The organism is Pseudodesulfovibrio portus, assembly GCF_026000375.1.
Lineage (GTDB): Bacteria > Desulfobacterota > Desulfovibrionia > Desulfovibrionales > Desulfovibrionaceae > Pseudodesulfovibrio > Pseudodesulfovibrio portus.
The window spans coordinates 3,294,606-3,317,077 of sequence record NZ_AP026708.1 but is presented as its reverse complement, the minus strand read 5'-3'; the positions used below and the strand labels follow the sequence as shown (position 1 = coordinate 3,317,077).

24 protein-coding genes are annotated in these 22,472 nt (G+C 59.9%); 3 read left to right on the top strand and 21 right to left on the bottom strand.

Annotation, left to right across the window (positions count from 1 at the left end; translation table 11 throughout):
* Positions 1-62: 62 nt before the first annotated feature.
* The gene (locus OO730_RS15875) at positions 63-935 is read left to right on the top strand and encodes a hypothetical protein (RefSeq protein WP_264982466.1); all 873 of its coding nucleotides are present in this window, start codon (positions 63-65) and stop codon (positions 933-935) included.
* A gap of 60 nt (positions 936-995) precedes the next feature.
* Here OO730_RS15875 and OO730_RS15870 read toward each other — a convergent pair whose 3' ends face one another.
* The 8 genes from OO730_RS15870 to OO730_RS15835 form a co-directional block, all read right to left on the bottom strand.
* Positions 996-1,568 carry a single-stranded DNA-binding protein gene (locus OO730_RS15870; protein WP_264982465.1) on the bottom strand — a complete coding sequence of 191 codons (573 nt, stop codon included), beginning with the start codon at positions 1,566-1,568 and terminating at the stop codon, positions 996-998.
* A gap of 45 nt (positions 1,569-1,613) precedes the next feature.
* On the bottom strand, positions 1,614-1,958 hold the full coding sequence (locus OO730_RS15865) for a hypothetical protein (protein WP_264982464.1): 345 nt from the start codon (positions 1,956-1,958) through the stop codon (positions 1,614-1,616).
* Positions 1,959-1,960: 2 nt separating this feature from the next.
* Entirely contained in the window at positions 1,961-2,611 is a 651-nt protein-coding gene (locus OO730_RS15860) for a biotin attachment protein (protein WP_264982463.1), read from the bottom strand.
* Between the two features lie 71 nt (positions 2,612-2,682).
* Positions 2,683-4,950, bottom strand: coding sequence for an acetyl-CoA carboxylase carboxyl transferase subunit alpha/beta (locus tag OO730_RS15855; RefSeq protein WP_264982462.1), 2,268 nt, complete (start codon positions 4,948-4,950; stop codon positions 2,683-2,685).
* Between the two features lies 1 nt (position 4,951).
* Positions 4,952-6,379, bottom strand: coding sequence for an ATP-binding protein (locus OO730_RS15850; RefSeq protein ID WP_264982461.1), 1,428 nt, complete (start codon positions 6,377-6,379; stop codon positions 4,952-4,954).
* 2 nt (positions 6,380-6,381) lie between these two features.
* Entirely contained in the window at positions 6,382-6,762 is a 381-nt protein-coding gene (locus tag OO730_RS15845) for a PilZ domain-containing protein (protein ID WP_264982460.1), read from the bottom strand.
* Between the two features lie 39 nt (positions 6,763-6,801).
* Positions 6,802-7,545, bottom strand: coding sequence for a flagellar motor protein MotB (locus OO730_RS15840; RefSeq protein WP_264982459.1), 744 nt, complete (start codon positions 7,543-7,545; stop codon positions 6,802-6,804).
* Positions 7,542-8,297, bottom strand: a complete 756-nt coding sequence (locus tag OO730_RS15835) for a motility protein A (protein WP_264982458.1) — start codon at positions 8,295-8,297, stop codon at positions 7,542-7,544. Before OO730_RS15835 ends, OO730_RS15840 begins: the two co-directional genes overlap by 4 nt.
* Before the next feature lie 89 nt (positions 8,298-8,386).
* Here OO730_RS15835 and OO730_RS15830 point away from each other — a divergent pair, with 89 nt between their 5' ends.
* Both OO730_RS15830 and OO730_RS15825 read left to right on the top strand, forming a co-directional pair.
* On the top strand, positions 8,387-9,214 hold the full coding sequence (locus OO730_RS15830; protein WP_264982457.1) for a purine-nucleoside phosphorylase: 828 nt from the start codon (positions 8,387-8,389) through the stop codon (positions 9,212-9,214).
* A gap of 77 nt (positions 9,215-9,291) precedes the next feature.
* Positions 9,292-9,954 carry a FlgO family outer membrane protein gene (locus OO730_RS15825; RefSeq protein ID WP_264982456.1) on the top strand — a complete coding sequence of 221 codons (663 nt, stop codon included), beginning with the start codon at positions 9,292-9,294 and terminating at the stop codon, positions 9,952-9,954.
* Positions 9,955-10,014: 60 nt separating this feature from the next.
* Here the strand turns inward: OO730_RS15825 and OO730_RS15820 are convergent, their stop codons facing one another.
* The 13 genes from OO730_RS15820 to OO730_RS15760 all read right to left on the bottom strand — a co-directional run bounded on the left by OO730_RS15820 (position 10,015) and on the right by OO730_RS15760 (position 22,323).
* Positions 10,015-10,620 (bottom strand): 2-oxoacid:acceptor oxidoreductase family protein, encoded by a 606-nt coding sequence (locus OO730_RS15820; RefSeq protein WP_264982455.1) that lies wholly within the window; start codon positions 10,618-10,620, stop codon positions 10,015-10,017.
* Positions 10,621-11,475 (bottom strand): 2-oxoacid:ferredoxin oxidoreductase subunit beta, encoded by an 855-nt coding sequence (locus tag OO730_RS15815; protein WP_264982454.1) that lies wholly within the window; start codon positions 11,473-11,475, stop codon positions 10,621-10,623. It abuts the gene before it with no gap.
* Positions 11,476-11,479: 4 nt separating this feature from the next.
* Positions 11,480-12,625 (bottom strand): 2-oxoacid:acceptor oxidoreductase subunit alpha, encoded by a 1,146-nt coding sequence (locus OO730_RS15810; protein ID WP_264982453.1) that lies wholly within the window; start codon positions 12,623-12,625, stop codon positions 11,480-11,482.
* A 3-nt stretch (positions 12,626-12,628) separates the two neighbouring features.
* On the bottom strand, positions 12,629-12,913 hold the full coding sequence (locus OO730_RS15805; protein ID WP_264982452.1) for a 4Fe-4S dicluster domain-containing protein: 285 nt from the start codon (positions 12,911-12,913) through the stop codon (positions 12,629-12,631).
* A 239-nt stretch (positions 12,914-13,152) separates the two neighbouring features.
* Positions 13,153-13,812 carry a precorrin-8X methylmutase gene (locus OO730_RS15800; protein ID WP_264982451.1) on the bottom strand — a complete coding sequence of 220 codons (660 nt, stop codon included), beginning with the start codon at positions 13,810-13,812 and terminating at the stop codon, positions 13,153-13,155.
* Between the two features lie 122 nt (positions 13,813-13,934).
* Positions 13,935-14,651, bottom strand: coding sequence for an amino acid ABC transporter permease (locus tag OO730_RS15795; protein ID WP_264982450.1), 717 nt, complete (start codon positions 14,649-14,651; stop codon positions 13,935-13,937).
* Between the two features lie 12 nt (positions 14,652-14,663).
* Positions 14,664-15,431, bottom strand: a complete 768-nt coding sequence (locus OO730_RS15790; protein ID WP_264982449.1) for an amino acid ABC transporter permease — start codon at positions 15,429-15,431, stop codon at positions 14,664-14,666.
* An 87-nt stretch (positions 15,432-15,518) separates the two neighbouring features.
* Positions 15,519-16,325, bottom strand: a complete 807-nt coding sequence (locus tag OO730_RS15785; protein ID WP_264982448.1) for an ABC transporter substrate-binding protein — start codon at positions 16,323-16,325, stop codon at positions 15,519-15,521.
* Between the two features lie 39 nt (positions 16,326-16,364).
* A complete protein-coding gene (locus tag OO730_RS15780; protein ID WP_323373361.1) occupies positions 16,365-17,093 on the bottom strand; it encodes an amino acid ABC transporter ATP-binding protein in 729 nt (242 codons plus the stop codon).
* A gap of 454 nt (positions 17,094-17,547) precedes the next feature.
* Positions 17,548-18,777, bottom strand: a complete 1,230-nt coding sequence (qrcD, locus tag OO730_RS15775) for a menaquinone reductase integral membrane subunit QrcD (protein ID WP_264982447.1) — start codon at positions 18,775-18,777, stop codon at positions 17,548-17,550.
* A 12-nt stretch (positions 18,778-18,789) separates the two neighbouring features.
* Positions 18,790-19,599, bottom strand: coding sequence for a menaquinone reductase iron-sulfur cluster-binding subunit QrcC (gene qrcC, locus OO730_RS15770; protein ID WP_264982446.1), 810 nt, complete (start codon positions 19,597-19,599; stop codon positions 18,790-18,792).
* Between the two features lie 11 nt (positions 19,600-19,610).
* Positions 19,611-21,557, bottom strand: coding sequence for a menaquinone reductase molybdopterin-binding-like subunit QrcB (qrcB, locus tag OO730_RS15765; RefSeq protein ID WP_264982445.1), 1,947 nt, complete (start codon positions 21,555-21,557; stop codon positions 19,611-19,613).
* A 13-nt stretch (positions 21,558-21,570) separates the two neighbouring features.
* Positions 21,571-22,323, bottom strand: coding sequence for a cytochrome c3 family protein (locus OO730_RS15760; protein WP_264982444.1), 753 nt, complete (start codon positions 22,321-22,323; stop codon positions 21,571-21,573).
* Between the last annotated feature and the right edge of the window lie 149 nt (positions 22,324-22,472).

The following is a 22,472-nucleotide window of genomic DNA, read 5'->3' as shown; positions in this document are numbered from 1 at the left end:
ATGACTGCACGGCCAGCCATCAGGTTTGGCGTATTAAAAGCAGGATACTCATGAGAGAACCAATGATCGCCCTTTATGAAGCCACGACCTTCATTTTCGACCCCCTGCACCGGTTCTGGGAAGACGACAGGACGCAAAAGACCGTGGCCGGCATTCTTATCTTCGTTTTCCTGCTCGCCCTGGCCACCATCGAACTGAAACGGCAGGGGCTCATCGTCGGGGGACTCGGCGACCAGATTCCGACCAGCCACTACATGGCCATCAGCCTCGCCTTCACCCTGGTCCTCGTCCTGGAAGTCATCAGCCTGATCTTCACCCTGCCCTGTTCCATTTCCAAGGCCGTGGGCAAGCAATTCGAGATACTGGCGCTCATCCTGCTTCGAAGCGCGTTCAAGACCCTGGCCGATTTCCCGGAGCCCATCACCATCACCGGGCACGAGCAGGAATTGTGGATCATCCTCACCGACGGAGGCGGGGCCGTGGTCATCTTCGCCCTGCTCGGCCTGTACAGGCTGCTCCAGAACAAGCTGGACGAAACCATCAAGGGCGGCCCGACCCTGTTCCGGTTCGTGGCCGCCAAAAAAATGGTGGCCCTGGTCATCCTGGCCATCTTCGTCGTCATGGGCGTGCAGAACGGCCTGAACATGCTCGGCGGCGGCGCGTCACACCACTTCTTCCTGAATTTCTACACGGTGCTGATCTTCAGCGACATCATGCTGGTGCTCATCGCCCAACGATTCCTGCCGGAATTCCGGGCGGTCTTCCGCAACTCCGGATTCGCCCTGGCCACGCTGCTCATCCGGCTCGCCCTGACCGCGCCGCCCTATTACAACGTGGCCATCGGCATCGGCGCGGCGGTCTTCGCCTGTCTGCTCACCCTGACCTACAACACCTTCTATTCCAACGCATCGAAATACGCCCGACGACAACATTGATCCCAAAAAAAGAGGGCGGCCATAAAGCCGCCCTCTTCATTTGATTCGCATGCCCGTTTTCTAGAACGGCACGTCGTCCATGCCGCTGGCCTCTGACGGGAAGGCGGGACCGAGGTCCTCTTCCTGCTCTGCGGGCCGCTGCCCCTGGGGCTGTCCCTGCGGGCGTCCCTGGGGCTGCTGGTAGCCGCCCTGGGGCTGATTCTGCTGGTAACCGCCCTGCTGGGCACCCTGCGAGTAATTGTTGTTCTGCTGGTAGCCGCCCTGCTGGCCGGCCTGGGCGCCCTGGCCGTCGGGCGCACGGTCCAGACCCTGTACGTTGTCGGCCACGATTTCGGTCATGTAGCGGTCCTGGCCGGTGGCCTGATCCTGCCACTTGCGGGTCTGCAGCTTGCCCTCGACCATGACCAGGCGGCCCTTGGAAAGATAGTTGCCGCAGAACTCCGCCGTCTGACGCCAGGCCACGATATTGTGCCATTCGGTCTTCTCGACGCGTTGGCCGGTCTGACGGTCGCGGTACCCCTCGTCAGTGGCGATGGAGAACTTGCAACGGGCCTGGCCGTTGGGGGTGTAGGACAACTCGGGATCACGCCCGAGCCTGCCGATGAGGATCACTTTATTCATGCTGCCAGCCATTTCAACTCCTTAAGGGAAATATGCTCTATACTGGGAAAATCAGTATCAGAATTTCTTTGCAATGTCTTCAAGCCTGTCCAGGCAGTCTTCCAGCTCGTAGCTGAGCCTGTCGGCCTCTTTGGGGGCGCGGTCGGCCAGGGCCTTCTCGATGGCATGGTAGAGCCGATCGGCCTCATTCGCCCCGTCCTTCAGGGCGTCGGCCACCCTGTCTTCCACCAGACCGGCACGAACCGCGTCGTACGCGGCCAGGGCCAGTTCCATGACGCCCTTTTTGGGCACCCTGTGGCCGCCCTCATCCCAGATCAGATTCCACAGGGAAGGCCAGGCCTTCTTCACGTCATCTTCATTGAACGTGTTCGCAGACACCCTGATCTGGAGATACTTGCCCATGGCTACGCCTCTTCTTCCCATTCACTCTGGATGCGGGCCACCACATCCTGAATGACGGTAAGCTGATCTTCCGGGCAGACGCCGATGAGCGGTTCGCCCTCATCCACGTTGTCGCCCCGGCCGAAATATACGGAATAGATGATTCCCTCGGGGCCGGAATAGGCCAGCGGCGTCTCGCGCTTCATGCGGGAGACGATGAGGAATTCCATCCCCTCGTGGACCTTGACCGACCGCTTGCCGGAAACCTTCAGCTTCTGGTCCACCTCGGGCACGAAATAGTATTTTGCCCGCTCCGGGGCGCGAAAGAGATACAGAGCCTCCTGGAGGATCAGCTCGATGACTTCCTTGCGGGTCAGGTAATGCTTGATGGTCAACAGCGGCTCACCGGCCTCGACGAACTGTCCCTCATGCCGGGTGTGGATGACCTCGACGTTGCCCTTTTCCGGGGCCATGATGGGCTTGCGGTTCTTTTCGCGGGTCAGGTGGGCCAGCAGGGTGCCGGGCTTTTCCTTGTAGTCCCCGCCGGGGCCCCGGACCTTGTCGCCCTGCTTCAGCCCGGCGAACTCGACCACGCCGGTATGGGGGGCGCAAACCACGATCTCGCGATAAGGGGATGCCTTGACTTTATCAAGTAACTCTTTGATATTAAGCACTATATTTCCTTTGCTTTCTGTATGGCGCAGCGTGTTTTAAACAAGCCTGACGCTGCCGTGTCGCTCAAGAGTCAGCGATAGTATAGGTTGCGCCCACCCATGGTCAAGAGGGATTGGTGGAGGTTCTTTTTGACCTCCCTGCGGTCCCAGATGCCGTGGATGTGACCCCGCTGCAGGGCGTGGTAGGCGCGATGATAATCAGGCGACACCGGCATGCCCGTGGTTTCGACGATGACCCCCGGACCGGCAAAGCCGATGTTGGAGGACTGGACCGCGAACTGATAGGGGGAGCAGCCCAGGAAAGAGGCCACCGGACCGGCATAGGAGTTGGTGTCGTAGAGTACGAGGTAAAGGCCGCCCGCATCGATATACCGGCGCACGGCGATGGTGCAGCGCGGCATCTGGATGACGCCGTTGACGCCCTCCTGGATACGGATGCCCGCCGTGCCGTGGACATAGGCGATGAACGGCTGGCGCTTGCGCCCCGCCCGCTCCGCCGCCCGGATGAACTTCTCGCCCTCGGCCGCGCCCACGGAACCGCCCCGGAATGGGGCGCACAGCACGGCCACGGTGGCGGCCACGTCCTCGATGGCGGTCTCAAAGGTGATGCAGGCCGATTTCAGCCCGGTCTTTTCCTTGGCCTTGTCCAGCTTGAGGTCGAATTTCTCGTAGCCCAGCGGATTGACTGACTCCAGCTGCTGGTTGAATTCCTTGGACATCTTGTAGTCGAAGACGTTTTCCAGGTACCAGCGGTATTCCATGGGAAAATGATGGCCGCAGGAGGGGCACACGCCCGCGAAGTCGCCGAACAGGTCGGGCACCCACAGGTCCGGGCAATGATGGGTGCGCACATTGGGACAGGAAATGGTCCTGTCCTCCTGGCTGCGCGGACTGATCCACGCCCATTCCGAGCCGGTGATGCACGCCCCGTCCTCCGGGCAGGAGAGCCGGGTCAACCGTTCCTTGACCTCTTCGCCCGCCCTGACCTGCTCCATGGAGTTGCCGGGCAGGATGCGGTCCACGCCCTTCTTGAGCGGCATGAGCAGCTTTCGGCGCACCAGATGAGCCTCGGCCCCCAGCTCCTCGAACATGGCGTCCAGCCGTTTCTTCTGCCGTCCGAGCAGGTCGTAACGGACAAAGGAATGGGTGGCCCAGATGGACCCCTTGGCTGCGGCAACGGCCCGGCTGACGATGCCGGTCCCGTCCATGCGGGCATGGCGGCTCATGGCCCGGTACTTGCGCTGGCGCGCTTCCACCAGCCGTTTCAACGAGGTCGGGGACAGGGTCCAGCGCATGAAGATGGACTCGGCGTCGTCGGACTTGCTGTCCCGCACGGCCATGGCCCGGAAAAGCTTCATGGGCTTGACGCCGGAGACCGTCTCATTGGTTGCCTGGACCAGTTCCCGGCGGAGCTCGCGGAAGAAATCATAGTGGTAGGGACGCGCGCCCAGCGGCGGCTCCTGCAGCACCCGGTCGATATACCCGTTGTTCAGGTTGTCCGTTGCGGTGATGCAGAGCTGACGGGCGCACTTCTCGATGAGCTCCGGCGTGGCGCGTACCCCGAGCTTGAGCCCGCCTTCAATGGCGGCCGCGCCCTCGGGGGAAATGACGGAATAGTAGCCGTGGGAGAGCATGATGCGGCGGTCGGCCAGCCCCACGGCTTCGGCCCCGCCGGAACCGCCCTCGGAAAAGACCGAAATGACGGGCACCCTGAGCGCGGCCAGTTCGTAGAGATTGCGGGCGATCTGCTGGGCCGCGCCCGGCCAATCCTCCACCGGATACGCGCCGGGGGTGAAGACAAAGGTGTGGACCGGAATGTTCTCGGTCTCGGCCACCTTCATGTAGTGCAGGGCCTTGGCATTGCCCCACGGCTTGACAGAACCGCCGTTGCGGAAGGACTCGCCGTGCCCTTTTTCCTGGCCGATGACCATGACCATCTGGTTGATGACCTTCTCGCCCACCCGGCGGGAAAAGACCGCACGCGCGATGAGCATGGACGGGTCGATGTTGTACTCGCCCCGTCCGCCGATCTCGGTGTAGTTGTCGTAGACGTTTTCCAGGATGTCCTTGAGGCAGATCCGCTGGGGATGCCGGACGATGCGCACCCGATCCATGGGCGTCAGGGTGGTGTCCAGCTTGCGCTCGGAAAAATCGAACAGATCCTCCATGCGGATCAGTTCTTCGCGGGTCGCGCCGCCGGGACGGGACGCGTGGCGTTCCAGCAGCTCGCCGAACTTGGCCGTGAGCAGCCTGACGGACTCGTCCTCGCGGTCGGCGAAGATGTCGCTGATGTAGGTCAGGCGATCCCTGAGGGACTGAATTCTCTTGTCAACGTCCATGTCAGAACTCCAGGAGCCCGTTGGTCTTGCGCTTCAGGAACTCGACGTTGGTGTGAAAACCGCCGGATGCGCCGGCAACGTTTCCCTCGAGCACCAACTCATCGAGGAACACGAGCCCCCGCTCCTTGGCCTGGGCCAGGTCCTTGCCCCAGATGATGGCCAGGGCGAGGTTGGGGTCATATTCCATCGGGATTTCGTAGGCGGAATCCGTCGGCACCTGTGTGTACACGTCGAGCCATTCATGGTCCTGCCAGCCGAATTTCGTGATGGTCCCGGCGCACGGCGTAAACCGGTTGTCGGTGTTCTCGGACACCAGCCGGTATTCGATGCCGACCCCCTCGAAGCCGATGGCGTCCTGATTGTACCCGAGCGGTTCGCCCAAGGCCAGCCGGAGCTGCTCGGTGATGATGTCCACAGGCTCGCCGTTCACGCGGGAAATGACGGCTGACACGCCGTTCTCCACCTGGATGCGGGTGTTGACCTCCATGAGGAACGGCTCGCCGCGCGGGGTGATGATCCACTCCCAGGTGCCCACGTTGTCGTAGCGGGTCTCCTCGGCCATGGCCAGGGAATGACGGGTGATCTCGTCCATGACGCGCCCGGCGTCGAAGGTGTATGACACCACGCCCGGGGCAAAGCCGGGAGCCACCTCGATGCGCTTCTGCTTGCCCGTGGACTGGATCGAGCAGTTGCGGGTGCCGAAATGGACATGGCGGTTGCCGGAGCGCTCGCCCACCACCTGGACTTCCAGATGGTTGAAATCAAAAATTCGCTGCTCGATGAGCACGCCCTCGTCGCCGAAATTGCGCTTGGCGTAGTTGCGGATGCGCCGGAATACGGAACGGAATTCCTCGATCCCGCCGACCTCTTCGATGCCCATGCCCCCGCCCCCGGCAGAGGCCTTGACCATGATGACGCCGTTCGAGATTCCCTGGCTGACCTGGAACTCAAACAGGGAGGACGCGATCTCGTCCGCCTCGATCTCGCTGTACACGGGACGGTCGGACCCGGGCACCGTGGGCACGCCCAGGCTGCGGGCGATGCGTTTGGTGTTGATCTTGTCCCCCAGGTCGCGGATGACCCACCAGGAGGGGCCGATGAATTCCATGGGCCGGTCACGGCGCACCACCCGCCGGGCAAAACGAAAGTCCTCGGCAAAAAAGCCGTAGCCGGGATGGACCGCCGTGGCCCCGCTCGCATCGGCCACGGAAAACAACTCGTTGGCGTCGAGATAGGATGTGATGGTGTAGACGGCGCTCTCGCCGCCCAGTTCACGCGCCAGACGGACGTGCCCCGAATGGCGGTCTTCACGGGTGGCGACGCAGACGAAATCCAGGCCGAGACGCTGACAGGCCTGCATGACCCGCATGGCGATCTCGCCGCGATTGGCTATGAGGACCTTGTGACGGTCGCTCGTACTCGAATTCACGGTCAGCCCTGCTCGCGTTTCTTCTTGCGCAGGGCGATGAGACGCTTCTGAACCTCGAGGACCAGCTTATCGAGCTTGATCTGCTTCTGCCGATCGAGATCGACGAAGTTCATGCCGACGATGCCGTTGTCCAGTACGCGCATGACCACGGCGTTCGCCCCGCGCAGGAAAATCTTGTCCTTGATCAGGAGTTCCACTTCAAGCGACTGGTTTTCCTTGAAACCCTTGTCCTGATCCAGAACCGCGAATCCGGTCGCGCTCAGGTCCATGACGCCCAGGGTCCTGCCCAGGGCCGGAAACCGGGCAGACAGGCCGGGAACCTTCGTGCGGAAGGCCTTCCTGAGTTGTCCGTCCTCATCCGGTATGCTGATTTCAAAATCCATTATTCCCCCAAAAGTCTCTTACACATCCGCCACGGATTATCAGTTGCCGGAAACCCTTTTTTCCAGGACGAACTCAACCCGCCTGTTCTTGGCGCGATATTCGTCCGAGGTGTTGGGATAGATCGGGTTGAGGTAGGCGAGCCCGGTGGCTGTCAGCCGGGTGGACTCCAGCCCCATCTTGAGCAACTCCCTGAGGACGTTGACCGCCCGCAGGGCCGATATCTCCCAATTGTCCTTGAAACGCGATCCCGAGCTCGGCCGGATATTGTCCGTATACCCGATGATCTTGATATTCTGATCCTTGTGCTTGATGAAAAAATCCTTGAGGGTGGCCACCATGCTTGCCCCCTGGGGCGTCAGCTGGACCTTGCCGGAATCGAACATGACGTCGCCGGGCACGCGGATGGTGATCACCCCGTCCTCGAAATTGGCGCTGATCACGCCTTCCACGCCCTTCTTTGTCTGCAGGGTCTTGACCTCGGCAAAGACCTTGCGCTGGGATTCGATGATCTGCCGCCGCATCAGGGCCTGGTCAAGGAGCACGCCCGCCTCTTCCTGGGAAATGCGCGAGGTTGAAATCTCCCTCATCCGTCCCTGGAGAGCCTGGGTCACCGACGAAAAAGTCTGCGAGAACTTCTCCGTGTCCAGAGTGGACATGGAGTACAGCAAGACGAAAAACACCAGAAGCAGCATGGAAAGGTCGGCAAACGTGGTCAACCACTCCTGGCCTTCCCCTTCCTCCTCGTCCCGGTAATCAATCAGATGATCGTCGTCCTGGCTCATCGTTGAATCTCACGCTCCACCGGTGCAAGGAAGGAAGAAAGCTTCTCGTACACCAGTCTCGGGTTGTTGTTCTCAAGTATGGACTTGGCACCCTCGAAAATGACCTCCAGGTGCAACTGCTCCTGCAGGGTGCGCGCCCTGAGCTTGGCCGCCATGGGAATGAAAAACAGGGTGGACATGGCCGACCCGTAGAAGGTGGTCAGCAGGGCCACGGCCATGGCCGGACCGATGGATTTGGGGTCGTCGAGCTGCGTCAGCATCTGGACCAGGCCGATGAGCGTACCCATCATTCCGAAGGCCGGGGCCAGGGCGGCCAGCCTCTTGAAGACGTCCTGCCCAACCTGATGGCGGCGGCGCATGGAGTTGATCTCGATGGACAATGTGGAGCGGATCAGGTCGGGATCGGCGTTATCGGCTATGAGCTGGCAGGATTTTTTGAGGACCATGTTCTCGGTCTGGACGTTTTCCAGGGCGATGAGCCCTTCGCGACGGCTGATCTCGGCCACCTTGACCATGATGTTGACCACGTCGCGAGTCTTGCTCTTGCGCTGCCCGAACATCTTGAAGGCGGCCTTAAAGGCCTGTATAACCTCTTCGAACGGGAACGCCACCATGATGGAGGCAAGGGTCCCGCCCACGACGATCATCATGCCGGGGACATTGATGAAGACGTCCACGGCCCCACCGAGTATGATGGCGCCTATTATGAGCGAGAACCCGACGGCAAGACCAAGTAGTGTCACTATATCCATAAAACGAGCCTGTCCTTCGAAAGCCTACACGTTCCGTTGATAAAGGCCCCTCCCCCGTCCCAGAAACCGCCGCGACCAAAGGAGCCAGCATGGAATACCAGAGAAAGATACAGCATTCTGCCGCATATATACAGGAAAAGCTAGGCAAAATTCAAGACGGATGTGTCGGTCTGGTCACGGGCACCGGTCTGGGAGGCCTGACCGATTCCATTGAAAACCCGGTCTCGATTCCCTTCGGCGACATCGACCGGTTCCCGGTCTCCACCGTGAAAAGCCATACCGGACGACTCGTATCCGGCTCCATCGACGGGGTTCCCGTCCTGGCCCTGGAGGGCAGATTCCACCTCTACGAAGGATTCACGCCCCTCGAGGCGACGCACAACATCCGCGTCCTGGGCGAGCTGGGCGTCGGGACGCTCATCCTGACCAACGCTGCGGGCGCTCTCAACCCTTCCTTCGAGACCGGCTCGCCCATGCTCATCGAGGACCACATAAACCTGACCGGGCAAACGCCCCTGCGCGGGGAGAACGTCGACGAATGGGGCGACCGCTTCCCGGACATGTGTGCCGTCTACGACCCGGCGCTCAGGCAACTGGCCGTGGACAAGGCGCTCGCCCTCGGCATCCGGCTGGAGCGCGGAGTGTACATGCAGATCACGGGACCGAACATGGAGACCCCGGCCGAGACCCGCATGTACCGGATGATGGGCGCGGACGCCATCGGCATGTCCACCTGCATGGAGGCCATCGCCGCCCACCACATGGGAATCCGGTTGCTGGCCATCTCCTGCCTGACCAACAAGAACCTGCCCGACTGCATGCAGGAGGCCTCCCTGGACGACGTCATCCGACAGGCGGGCAAGTCCTCGGCGGCCATGACGAAACTCATCCGGGCCGTCCTAAAGGAAATCCCGTAAACGGCCGATCATATCCATGAGCGAATCCCGCTCACGGCTGGTCACGTGTGTTTGAACCAAAACCGGGAAGACTGCGCATGCACAAAGCAGCACTGACGATTCTGGCGGCAGCCACCCTGCTCTTCGCATCGGGATGCGGCAACCGCATGTGGGAGGACGGCAAGAAGCTGACCAAGAACACGTACAACTACGTGTTCGACGACGCCCCCACGGCCGTGCCCTATCACGACGTCGCGGAAATCCCCATGATCGAAATCAACCACGATGCCGCCGACATCCTGAGCGACAACGTGGGCGGTGACGAGCTGTCCTCGTATTCCGCCGTCTACATCTACCGCTTCATCAACCAGGTGTCTCCCGACGACACGGCCGTGTTCGGCCAGGTCGTCGCCACGCAGGTGGCGGACCGGCTGGTCCAGCAGAAGCTTCGCATCACCGAAGGAGAGCCCGGCGGCACCGACTACCTCTATGCCGGCGACACCTCCGAGGCCGACTACATGGGACTTACGGACAAGAAGGCGGATAAGCTGCCCCCGAGGGTGGCCCGGCTCACCGGCAGCTACGTCATCGGCAACAACTTCATATACCTGTCCGCCAAGATCACCCGACTGGTGGACCGCACCGTGATCTCGGCCCACAACTGGACCATCCCCATCAGCGACAACGTCCGCGAAATGCTCCCACAGCTCAAAAATCCCGACGAGGGCATGGCCCCCACGGTCATGACCAAATTCGAATAGCCGACAAAGACAAAGGGGCGCCGGAAATCCGGCACCCCTTTTTTATTCGTTCAGTCCAGGCTAACGACGAGTCAGGACTTCTTCTTCCTTCCACACGTCTCCCGCGTCCTCGCCCCATTCCTTCTTGGCCAGCCTGTGGCCGAGGTTGAAGGCCTTGGTGTTCACGGCCCTGATCTTGGCGGGCAGTGCCGCTTCCAGGCTCTTGCGCATGGTCGCCTGATTCACGAACGGCAGGAGCATGGACAACGAGCCCAGGACCACGGTGTTCATGGCCTGGACAATGCCCACCTTGTCCCGCGCCAGGGCGGTGTAGGGCAGCCCCAGGAACTGGTTGGTAGGCGGCTGCTTGACCAGATCCGTTTCCAGCACCAGGACGCCGCCCGGCTTGAGGTAGGGGTAATAATTGTTGCACGCCTCCTGGGACAGGGCCACGAGGATATCCAGATTTTCCGCCTTGGGGTAGCTGATGGGGCTGGAGCTGATGACCAGGTCGCACTTGGATGAGCCGCCGCGCGCCTCGGGACCGTAGCTCTGGGTCTGGGTGACGTTGTAGCCGTGGCCCAACGCCAGCCCCTGGCCCATGATCTTGCCCAGGGTGATGATGCCCTGGCCGCCGAGGCCGGAAAACCGTATTTCAAAACGATCGAGTTCCTGTTGGCCTTTCATCTACTTGCCCCCCTTTGCCGCAGCCTTGAGGAACCCCCGCTGCATGGCGTAGTACTTCTCCTCGAATCCGGCACGGTCGCGCTCCACGAACACGCCGATGGGCATGCGGTCCGCGCGCTTGTCTTCGGGGAGCTCGTTGTATCGCTCCACCGGAACGGCCGTCTTCTTGAGCCAGTTGTACATGTCCACCGGGCTCTTGTACTTGTTCTTGCGCCCGAACTGGGTGTGACACGGGGTGATGGCCTCCACCAGGCTGAAACCGGGGCGCTCGATGGCCTGGGTCATGATCTTTTCCAGCTTGTTGACGTGGAAAACCGTGCCGCGGGCCACGAAATTGGCCCCCGCGCCCTTGGCCAGCTCCACGGTGTCGAAGCTCTTGTCGAGCTGGCCGTAGGGGTTGGTCATGGTGGTGGAGCCTTCCGGCGTGGCCGGTGAGGACTGCCCGCCGGTCATGCCGTAGATGTTGTTGTTCAGGACCAATGCGGTCACCCCGATATTGCGGCGGGCCGCGTGGATCAGGTGGTTGCCGCCGATGGACAGGGCGTCGCCGTCACCCATGATGCAGATGACGTTGAGCTTGGGATTGGACATCTTGATGCCCGTGGCAAAGCTCAGGGCGCGGCCATGGGTGGTGTGGACGGTATTGAAGTCCACGTACACGGCCAGACGGCCCGAGCAGCCGATGCCCGCCACCACGACCACGTCGTCCTTGGGGATGCCCAGGGAGTGGATGGAGCGGATCAGGGTGCCGAGCACGATGCCGTGGCCGCAGCCCGCGCACAGGACGTGCGGGAATTTCTTGTTGTGCCTCAGATACTGATGAATGACTTCGTTTCCGGTGATGTTGTTGCTCATGACGCTACCCCTGCATGATGACCTTGAGAATTTCCGAGGGCGTGACGATCTGACCGTCGATGCGGTTGATGGTCCGGACGGCGGCCCGGCCCATGTTCACGCGTTTCACCTCGCGGGACATCTGGCCCATGTTCATCTCCGGGACCACGAGGGTCTTCGCCTTGGCCAGAATCTTCTCCTGGTGACGGCGGGGATACGGGAACAGGGTCTTCAGTTTCAGGAGCCCCGCCTTGACGCCGTTCTCGCGCGCCTGATGCACGGCCAGTTCGGCGGAACGGGCCACGGAGCCGTAGGCGATGACGCAGACCTCGGCGTCCTCGGTTTCGATCTCCTCCACCAGCTGGATGTCGTAGAAGAACTGGTCGATCTTGCGGTGGATGCGGTCCATGAGTTCCACGATCTCCTCGGGGCGCTGCGTGGGGAACCCGTTGCGGTCATGGGTCAGGCCGGTGACGTGGAAACGATAGCCCGAACCGATGGGCGGCATGGGCGGCACGCCGCGCACGGTCTCCTCGTAGGGCTTGTACCATTCCGGCGGCATGGAGGGCACGGTGCGGGAAAAGACCTCGTACTCGCCCTCGTTGGGAATCTCGATCTTCTCCCGGGTGTGGGAGGTGACCTCGTCGAGCAGCAGGATGACGGGGGTCCGGTATTTCTCCGCCATGTTGAAGGCGGTGATGGTCATGTCCAGGCACTCCTGCACATTGGAAGCGGACAGGACGATGATGGGATGGTCCCCGTGCGTGCCCCAGCGGGCCTGCTGCACGTCGCCCTGCGCCGGACAGGTGGGCAGCCCGGTGGACGGCCCGCCGCGCATGACGTTGACCAGGACCATGGGCGCTTCGGCCATGATGGCGTAGCCGAGGTTCTCCTGCATGAGCGAGAAGCCCGGGCCCGAGGTGGCGGTCATGGCCTTGCGCCCGGCCAGGGATGCGCCGACCACCGCACCCATGGAAGCGATCTCGTCTTCCATCTGGATGAATACGCCATCATCGATCTTGGGCAGCCGCGCGGCCATGATCTCCATGATCTCCGAGGACGGAGTGATGGGATACCCGCCGTAGAACGTGCATCCGGCCAACAGCGCGCCCTCGACAACGGCCTCGTTGCCGAGCGCGAAAATTTCCTTGCGTTTCTTGCGTCTGGGCATGGACTAAGCCCCCTTCCCCGTTGCTTTCTTCTTTGCCTTGGGCTCCGGTTCGCTGTCGCCCATGTCGGCCTCAACCGGCTTCTTGCCCCTGACCACGATGGCGAAGTCGGGACAGTGCAGTTCGCAAAAGCCGCAACCGATACAGTCCTCTTCACGCACCACGGTGGATTTCCCCTGGTCGTTCAACTCAAGCACCTTGCCCGGGCAGAACTCCACGCAGATACCGCAGCCCTTGCACCAGTCCGGATAAATGGTGACCGAATTGTTACCTTTGTTTTTCCTGGCCATAGCTCCTTCCAGCGAATGAAAGATTACTCTTCGTGATCGCCTGAAATAACAGGCAGAAACAAAACCGCACGAGCGCCTGTTGAATTGCGACACTCACCTGAATTCCTAACAGGTTATTGCTTCAAGTCCAGCTTTTTAGATTTTTTTCCAGACGACGCTCCAAAACGAAAATGAAAAAACGCAAAATGCGCCCAAGGAAAATCCCTTTGAGCGCATTTTTTACCGCGATAAAAATCGAATCAGGCGCACAACACTGCGAGTGCGTTGACCACGCTGGCCGCCAAGGCGCTGCCGCCCTTGCGCCCTTCTATTGAAATATACGGGATTTTGCGGCTCATGAGCAGCGCCTTGGACTCGGCGGCGTTCACGAATCCCACAGGCATGCCCACCACCAATGCGGGTGCCGCCATGCCGGAATCCACGTGCTCAACCAATCGAATAAGCGCGGTGGGCGCATTTCCCACCACCCAAATGTCCGGCTTCAGCTCGTCCACGGCCACGTCCACTGCGGCTTTCGCCCGGGTTATCCCCTCGGCTTTGGCCCGCGCCACCACCCGAGGATCGTTCATCAGGCAGTGGACGACGCAGCCCAGCGGGTCGGTGCGGCGGACCGGAATCCCGCGTTTGGCCATCTCCGTATCCGTGACGATCACGGCCCCGCCTTTCAAGGCGTTGATGCCGCTTTCAACCGCATGACCCGAGAACCGGACCAGGTCAAGCAGCTCGAAATCGGCCGTGGTGTGGATCATCCTGCGTACGATATGCCATTTCGCACCGGCAAAGGGACGGGGCTCGGCCACTTCGGAATCAATGATCCGAAAGGATTCGGCCTCGATTTCCTCAGGTTTTTTGATGTTTCGAAAAGATATCTCGCTCAAAACCGCCTCCGCAAGGAACATGTTTTCGTGTTTTCCGAAGTATTTTTCTCTCGAAATCAAACGGTCCGGGAACGATTTTACATCATTTCCGGACCGCTGGGGTACATATTTCGACCGTTTTTCCGGGCTGACGCCCGATCAGGTTAGCGATCTCTGGCCTGATAGCGGGAGAGCTGGGCCTCCAATCTCCGACTGTAGGACGTCAGCACGTAACAGATCATGAAGTACAGCACCGCGATGGTGATCCATATCTCGAAGGAGGCGACCATTTCACGGTTGTCTACCTGAACGCCTGTACGCGTCAACTCGCCCACGCCGAGGATGGCGGCCAGGGACGTATCCTTGATCAGGGAGACGAACTGGTTGACGAAGGACGGGATCATGTTCCTGAGCGCCTGGGGCAGGATGACGAACTGCATGGCCTGGACCTGGGACAGGCCGGAGCCTCGAGCCGCCTCAAGCTGTCCCTTGGGCAATGCGAGCACGCCCGCGCGCACGATCTCGGCGACATAGGCGCCGGTAAAGATCATGAAGCAGAACATGGTCGTGGTGAACGCGGGCAACGTCTGCCCGATGAGCACCGGGGCCAGGAAAAAGAACCAGAAAATCAACAGCAAGAGTGGCATGCCGCGAATCATTTCAACATAGCAGACAGCGGGAATCTTGAGCCACCACCGTTTTGACAGCCGCATGAGTCCTGCGGCCAGACCGATCCAGAAGGCGCCGAAAATGCCGATGGCGGCCAGGATGATGGCGGCCAGCAACCCGCCCGGTTCATGGATGAACGGGAAGACCCCGTCGAACTGGGTCTGACCCCAGAGGAAGTAATCGAAATTGTGTATGACTATATCCCAATGCATTCCGTATCTCCCCTAATACATGACCTGAATCATGAAGTGCTTGTTGTACATGGTGATGCAGAATGAAACGATCAGGGAGATGATCATGTAAATCAGGAGGGCCACGGAGAAAGCCTCGAACGGAATGGCATGGTAGGATTCGATCTGCGTTGCCTGAAACATCATCTCGGTCACGCCGATGACCATGCACAGCGAGGAGTTCTTGATCAGGTTGAGCGCCTGTGAAATCAGCGGCGGAATGACGATGCGCAGGGCCTGGGGCAGGATGACGTAGCGATACCCCTGAAGGAAGGAAAGGCCCACGGCGCGGGACGCTTCAAGCTGGTTCTTGGGGATGGAAAATATGCCCGCGCGAATCTCCTCGGCAATGAAGGCCGAGGTGTACACGGTCAGGGCGATGACGCCGGTGATCAGCTCCACGTTGAACAGGACCCACTCGCCCACGAATTGGGTGCCGAACATGGAAAATGGACCCGGGAACCAATAGTAGAGATCATTCATCCACTCGTTGATGGCCGTCGGGATGATCACGTGAGACGCGTTGTACCAGAAGAAAATTTGTATGAGCAGCGGCGTGTTCCTGAAGAACTCGGTGTAAGCAAGGCTGAACCACTGGAAGGGCTTGAACGGCGTCATCCGCAGGACGCAGATGATGATGCCGAGCAGCATGGCGCAAATCAGGGAAATGGACGATATCTGCAAAGTGGTGACAAACCCGTCCCACATCCACTGGGCAGGCTCACCGCTAAACATTTTATGCCATTGAAAATTGTAATCCAAAACACTATCCGTCTGTTGATGTCTATTTTTCGGAAAAACCGGGGGCGCGCATCACGCCCCCGGTAAATGAAACCGAATCAGGCCATATTACATGGGCCAGAGCTCGAGCTGCCAACCGGCGGGCAGGTCGTAACCCATCCACTTCTTGAACAGCTTGTGGTAGGTGCCGTCGAGCCACATCTCGTTGAGGGACTTGTTGACGAAATCACGGAACTTGGAATCGTTCTCGGGCAGACCGAGGCCGTAAGGTTCGGAAGCGATGAAGTCACCGGCGATTTCCCAGTCGTCGGGATTGTCGTCGGAGGCCTTGAGACCGGCCAGGATACCGGAGTCGGTGGTCACGGCCTTGACCTTGCCCTGCTTCAGAGCCATGAAGGCCTGCGGGTATTCGTCAAAGGAGATGACCTGTGCTGCGGGCTGAGCAGCCTTGATGTTCTTCTCGGAGGTGGAACCCTTGACGGTACCGACCTTCTTGTTGGCCAGATCGGCAACGGAAGCGATGCCGCCGCCCTTCTTCACCAGGATCTTCTGACCGTCCATGAAGTAGGTGATGGAGAAGTCGATCTGTTCGTCACGGGAGAACTTGTGGGTCATGGTGGCGGCCAGCATGTCCACGGAACCCTGAACCAGCATGGGAATGCGGTTCTTGGAAGTAACGGTCTTGAACTCGGCCTTCACGCCCAGCTTGTCGGCGATGTATTTGCAGATGTCGATGTCCAGACCGGCCAGTTCCTTGGTCTCGGGATCAATGAAACCGAACAGGTAGACGGAGTCCTTGACGCCGCAAACCAGAACGCCCTTGGCCTTCACGTCTTCGATCTTGCCTGCGAAACCGACGTTCGCGGCAAACACGAAAGACAGTACCAGTGCCAAAACGAGTACCAAACGTTTCATAAAACCTCTCCTCGCTAAAGTTACTTGCTTTTATGCCAATTAAAGAATTTCCTTGAGGAAGTTCTTTGTACGCTCATGCTGAGGATTCTTGAAGAATTCATCCGGCGGAGCCTGCTCGACGACCACGCCCCCATCCATGAACAGGACCCGGTCGCAGACTTCGCGGGCAAAGCCCATTTCGTGGGTGACGCAGAGCATGGTCATACCCTCCCGCGCCAGGTCCTTCATGACGTTCAGGACCTCGTTGATCATTTCCGGATCAAGCGCCGAAGTGGGCTCGTCAAAAAGCATGACCTTCGGCTTCATGGCCAGGGAACGGGCGATGGCCACTCGCTGCTGCTGGCCGCCGGAAAGTTCCGCAGGATACTTGTGTGCCTGGTCGTGGATGCCCACCCGCTCCAGAAGAGTCAGGGCGCGCTCCTCGGCCTCGTCCTTGGGAACGTTCTTGACCTTAATTGGGGCCAGGGTCACGTTCTTCAGGACTGACAGATGCGGATAGAGGTTGAACTGCTGGAAAACGATGCCGATTTCGGCGCGCAGGTCGTTGATATTGACATCCTTGTCCAGGATATCCTTGCCGTCGAAGAGAATTTGTCCCTTCTGATATTCCTCGAGCCGGTTGATACAACGAATGAAGGTGGATTTGCCGGAACCGGACGGGCCGCATATGACCAGCACCTCGCCCTTGTTCACGGATTCGGTAATACCTTGAAGAACGTGAAAGTCGCCGTACCACTTGTGCAGCTTCTGCACTTCGATCATTGCCATTTGACGATTACTCCGATCATAAAAAGAGAAGATAACAAAAAAAAGTCCAGCCGGTCCTCATGTTCGCCGATAGGCGTACAGAGCTTCCTGAACAGACAGAAATCATTGTCTGAAAATGGAAAAAAGTCAAGGAACAGTTGTATTTTTGCCGACTAGTCTGCAACAAATGTCATTTTTTGGCATGCCCACACCATCAGTGGCGGGGAAGCACCATTTCCAGTGCCAAAATCGACATTTTCAGGCCTGTTTCCTGCCCCGGCGCAAAATCCATTGACGGTTCGTTCAACCCGGCCGTGCAATAACAAGAATTATGAGGCGGCCATCCGCCGTCAACGATGCACCGGGGGCATCGCGGCAGCCGATCCGGTAGACCTGGCCGGGAAGGCTCCCACCCACGCAAAAGGCCCCGCGCAATTGCGCGGGGCCTTTGTATTCGTGATGGGTCGGTCCGGACCTAGCTGTTCAGTTCGCGCTCCTGCGGGAAGAGCGGGAGGTAGCGGTAGACCAGGCTGAGAACCAGGAAGCCGTATGCCACGATCATGATGGACGAGGCGTACTCAACCCAGTTGGGTGCGTAGGTCTGCCAGGAATCGAACGGCATGGCCGGGAAGGCGATGGTCTGAACCGTGAAGATGTAGCGGTTCAGGGATACGCCGATGCAGTCCAGGATGGCTGCGGTGTACAGCAGCGCGGGACGGTTGCGGATGGACGGGGTCACCAGCATGATGGCCGGGACAACGCCGCACAGGATGATCTCGCTCCAGAGAAGCCATTTGCCGTAGATCATGCCGTAGAACATGTCGTCAAAGGTCAGACCGACGGAGGGCAGGTAGCCGGTGGCCCATGCCCAGGTGTCGAGGATCTTGAAGAACATGTAGACGCAGAGCATGGTGCCCGCGATCTTGCCCATCAGGGCCTTGGTCTTGAAGTCCACGAGCTTCTTGCCGGTCAGCTTCTCCATGAAGGTGGCGACCAGGACGGTGAAGACCGGGCCGGAACCGACGGCGGACAGGACGAACAGGAAGAACGTCCAGGGCCAGATGAAGAAGCCCTCGCGGAAGGCGAAGGGACGACCGATCAGGACGCCGTACATACCGCCAAGGGAACCCTGGTGGAAGGTGGACAGGAAGGCGCCGATACCGGCGAACAGGGCCATGTTGACGTGCATGTTGTGCGCCAGCGCATGAATGAAGGGAATCTTGTTCAGCTGCTTCTGCTCCAGGACCAGCGGGACGAACTCGATGATCAGGACGGTGCAGTAACAGGTGATGCAGAAGATAACTTCCGTCAGCATGGAGTGGACGTTCGGGTGCCAGTAGCCGAACCATGCGCGGCCCGGCTGGCCGATGTCGAGCGTCAGCACCAGCATGGCGCCGGAGTAGCAGATGAAACCGACCACGACGGTCAGGTTGATGATTTTCTCAAGCTGTTTGATCTTGAGGATGTACTTGAGCAGACCGGTGAAGAATGCACCGGCGCCCAGGGCGATCACTGCAAGGTCAAAGGTAATCCAGGCACCGAACCCGAAGTAGTTGTCCAGGCCGGTGGTGCCGATGCCGTTATACAGTACGAGGACGGCGGCGTAGAGACCCCAGGTGAAGAAGCCGAGAATAACGGCTGTCCAGATGAGGAAACGGCCAAAACCGCAACGCTGAACCCCTTCGGGGAAGAGTTTGCTATCCATTTTCAGCCTCCCTTAGTGACCGCTGCCACCGGCGTTGTAGTTATCGCCCTGCTTGCGGACCCACTCGCGCTCGGACATGTAGTAGACCTGAGGAGCCAGGCCGAGTTTCTCGAGCAGGCGGAAAGCGTTCGGGCTCTTGTGGAGCTCGTAGACTTCATGTTCGGGATTGTTGAGATCGCCGAAGTGGATAGCGCCGGTGGGACAGATGTCCTGGCAGGCGGTGGAATAAGCGCCGTCGGCCAGATTCATCGGGTCCTCGCCGTCGATGCGAGCCTTGTTCTTGGCGTCAAGGTAGCGGGAGTGGCAGAAGTTACACTTCTCGACCACACCGCGGGGACGGGGAGACGCGGCCGGGGAAAGCCCCTTGTCCATGCCTTCCGGCCAGAGCGGATCCCACCAGTTGAAGTAACGGGCGTGGTAGGGGCAGGCAGCCATGCAGTACCGACAACCGATGCAACGGGGGTAGATCTGCGAGACGATGCCGCCCTCTTCGTTCTTGTCCGTGGCCACGACCGGGCAGACAGGCACGCACGCGGGGTTGCCGCACTGCATGCAGGGCCTGGGCAGGTAGGCAGTCTCGTGTTCCGGGAAAGCCATGCCGTTGGACAGTTCGTAGACGTTCATCCAGGTCAGGGTCTTGAGCTTGTTGGACGCGTCGTCGCGGTCCTTGGTGAGAGCCTGAACGTAATTATAGGGGTCCGATTTGGTCATGGGAGCGATATTGTTCTCCACCTGGCAGCCGACCATGCAGGCGCCGCAGCCGGTGCACTTGTCAATATCTATGACCATGCCCCACTTGATTTTGAATTCTTTAACTTGCATGTCGGTTCCCCCTAGATTTTGGCGACGTTCACAGTGGAACCGGCCCATGTGGAGGCGCCAGCGGCAGCCTCGGAGCTCACCGTGAGGATCTTGTAGACATTATCGCCCTTCCCCTTCGAGAACTCGTCGCCGACGGTGTGGCCCATTCCGAGCGGAGCAGCCACGGCACCGGTCAGGACGCCTTCGAAGATTTGGACCAGGGCGGCGCAATCGCCGTTACCGCCGGAGAGCTTGACCTTGGAGCCAACGCTCACGCCGAGCTGCTTTGCAGTGGCGGAGTTCATCATCACCACCATGTTGTCGCCGAGCAACTGATTGTTGCTGATGGTGCACGGTGCGTTGGGGGTGGTAGCCTGATTGGCCGTACCGACGTTGAGCAGGGTGTAGGGGATGAGCCCCACGCCGCCGGAACCCTTGACGGGAACAGCGGCCTTGCCCAGGACGTTGGCGGCCAGGCCGGCAGCGACCGGAGTATCACCGGCAACCACGTAGGCGGAACCTTCGGTCAGCGAATCCATGTCCGCACCGACGGCTTCGGCCTTGGCTTCCAGCACTTCCTCGAAAGTCTCGAAGCCGAGATCGGCCAGACCGAGAATGAAGGTCGCCGCGCAGGCCGCCTTGACGGACGGCTTGGAGACCGGCACGCCCAGAACGTACGTCGCGTTGGCGACGCCGTAGGGGTTGGCCAGGTCGTCGAACCGCTCGTAGGCGTGCAGGGAAGGCAGCACCAGGTCGGCGGAAGCGGTGGTCTCGGTGTTGACGGAGTCGATGGCCACGGTGAAGCCGGCCTTGACCTGCTCGGGCAGGGCGTAGGCGGGGTTGGCCTCGTAGACGAACAGCAGGTCGGCGTTGACGCCTTCCAGGATGTCCTTCTTGAGCATCTCGGAACGGGTCATGGCGGTGGAAACCGCGCTGCCGAACTCGGGAAGGGCCTTCATGGCGCCGCCAAGCAGCAGGTTCAATGCGAACGCTGCGCCGTGGGCTGCCACGGAACCGCCGGGCACGACCACGGGATTGGACGCGGCCAAAAGCATCTTGGCGATTTCGGCCATCTGATCGGCCTTCACGCCGGTGGCGGCTTCGACCTTGGCCGGGCTGTAGTCGTTCATGACCATGGCCTTGAACGCGTCGAAATCGGCCACGTCAACGGCCTTGCCGGCCTGCAGGACGTAGTAGGCCACGCCCAGGGTGAAGGCGGCCATGCCCTCGGCCGGGACCGGCACCCACTTGTCGGTGACGGAAGCGGTCTTGGTCTGCATGGGACCGGCAAAGATGAACTTGCCGGACTCGTTGGCTGCGAAAGCGGCCAGGTTGGCGACCGTCGGGCCCCAGGACTCCAGTGCGTCGGCACCGGCCAGCAGGACCACGTCCGCGCCTTCCAGGTCATAACCGATCTGGCCGGAACCGCCCATCAGGCCGGTCCATGCCTTGTCGGCAGCCTGCATGTCGCAGGGCATCATATAGAAGGCGTCGCTGCCCTTGTCGGCCAGCAGCGCGGAGAAGACCTCGTTCACGGTACCGGTCTGATCGCCGGAGATGACGGCCACGTTGGCACCGGCGGCCTCCAGCTTCTCGGCCACGACTTCCTTGGCCTTTTCCCAGGAAATCTCCTCGCCGTTCAGCATGGGAGCCTTGATACGGTTGGGAGAGTTTTTGACCTGAACGCCGTTGGCGCACAGGGGGCAGACACCGCCGCCCGAAAGCGGGTTGTCTTCGTTGCCGGCAACGGCGAAGGCTTCTCCCGCAACAGTGCGGACCTTCACGGCACAGCCGGATTCACACATCTTGGACACCGCAGGAACACCCTTGACTTCCCCGTACTTCAGCGTGGGAATCCAGGGCCAGTTCTGCGTCCAGATGGATACATCATCAAGGGCGGTCCAGACCGTCGGAGTAAAAAGGATACCGACGGTGGCGCCCACACTCATCTGAATAAAAGCTCTGCGTGCTACGCTCATTTTCAGTACCCCTTTACTTATGGCAGGTGTAGCAGGCGTTGGGCTGGCCCTTGAGGGCGTGGCACCGTTCGCACTTCCACATCTTCATGGTCATCTTGCTGTACCCGGAAAGGATATTCCGCTCGAATGCCGGAGGCACGTCGTTGAGATGGACATCCTTCAGGTGGCACAGATTACAGTTCTGCTCGGGGAATTCCTCGGCCTCGAACACGGACGGATCGACGACGTCGGACAGTTCCTTCTTCAGCTCGGCCATGTCCTCGACGGTCATGTCCTTGTGAGCCGCGTGCGAAAAATACACGTTGTCAGGCTGGTACTGGTAATTCAGCCAGGGAACCTCCTTGCCCTGGATGAGGTACTTGACGACGTACTCACGTTCGGCGGCCAACTTGTCATCGTCGCCGGAAGCCAGATTGTCTTCGATGGCGCCGATTCCGGCCTTCATGATGGCGTCGTAGTCAGACGGGTCGATACCTTCTTCGGCAATGGCTTCCATTGCTTCTTCAGGATCGACGGCGTGACACTCGGCGCACACTTCGTTGGTCGGGAATCCGGCATAAGAGCCGTCATCCCTGAAATAGTGACAACTTTCGCAATCCATTCCCTGTCCATCCACATGCACGGCGTGGCTGAACCAGATAGGCTGTTCGACTTTTTCGAAGAACAGACCCGGGATCACAGCCCACCCCAAGACGCAGGTGGCCAGGAAGCCGATGATAAAGGGAAGAACCCCTCCACACCGTTTCGATGCTTTTCTTTCCTCCATAACCTTTGCCCCATCACTCTAAAGTTAATGTGAAAATCACACCAATTGAACTACGTTTCCATACGGCACCAATCGTTTTCGTGTCAAGAGAATATGAAAATTTTCACGATCTCTCGAAAGCGAAAAACAACTGTCATATCAATCGAATA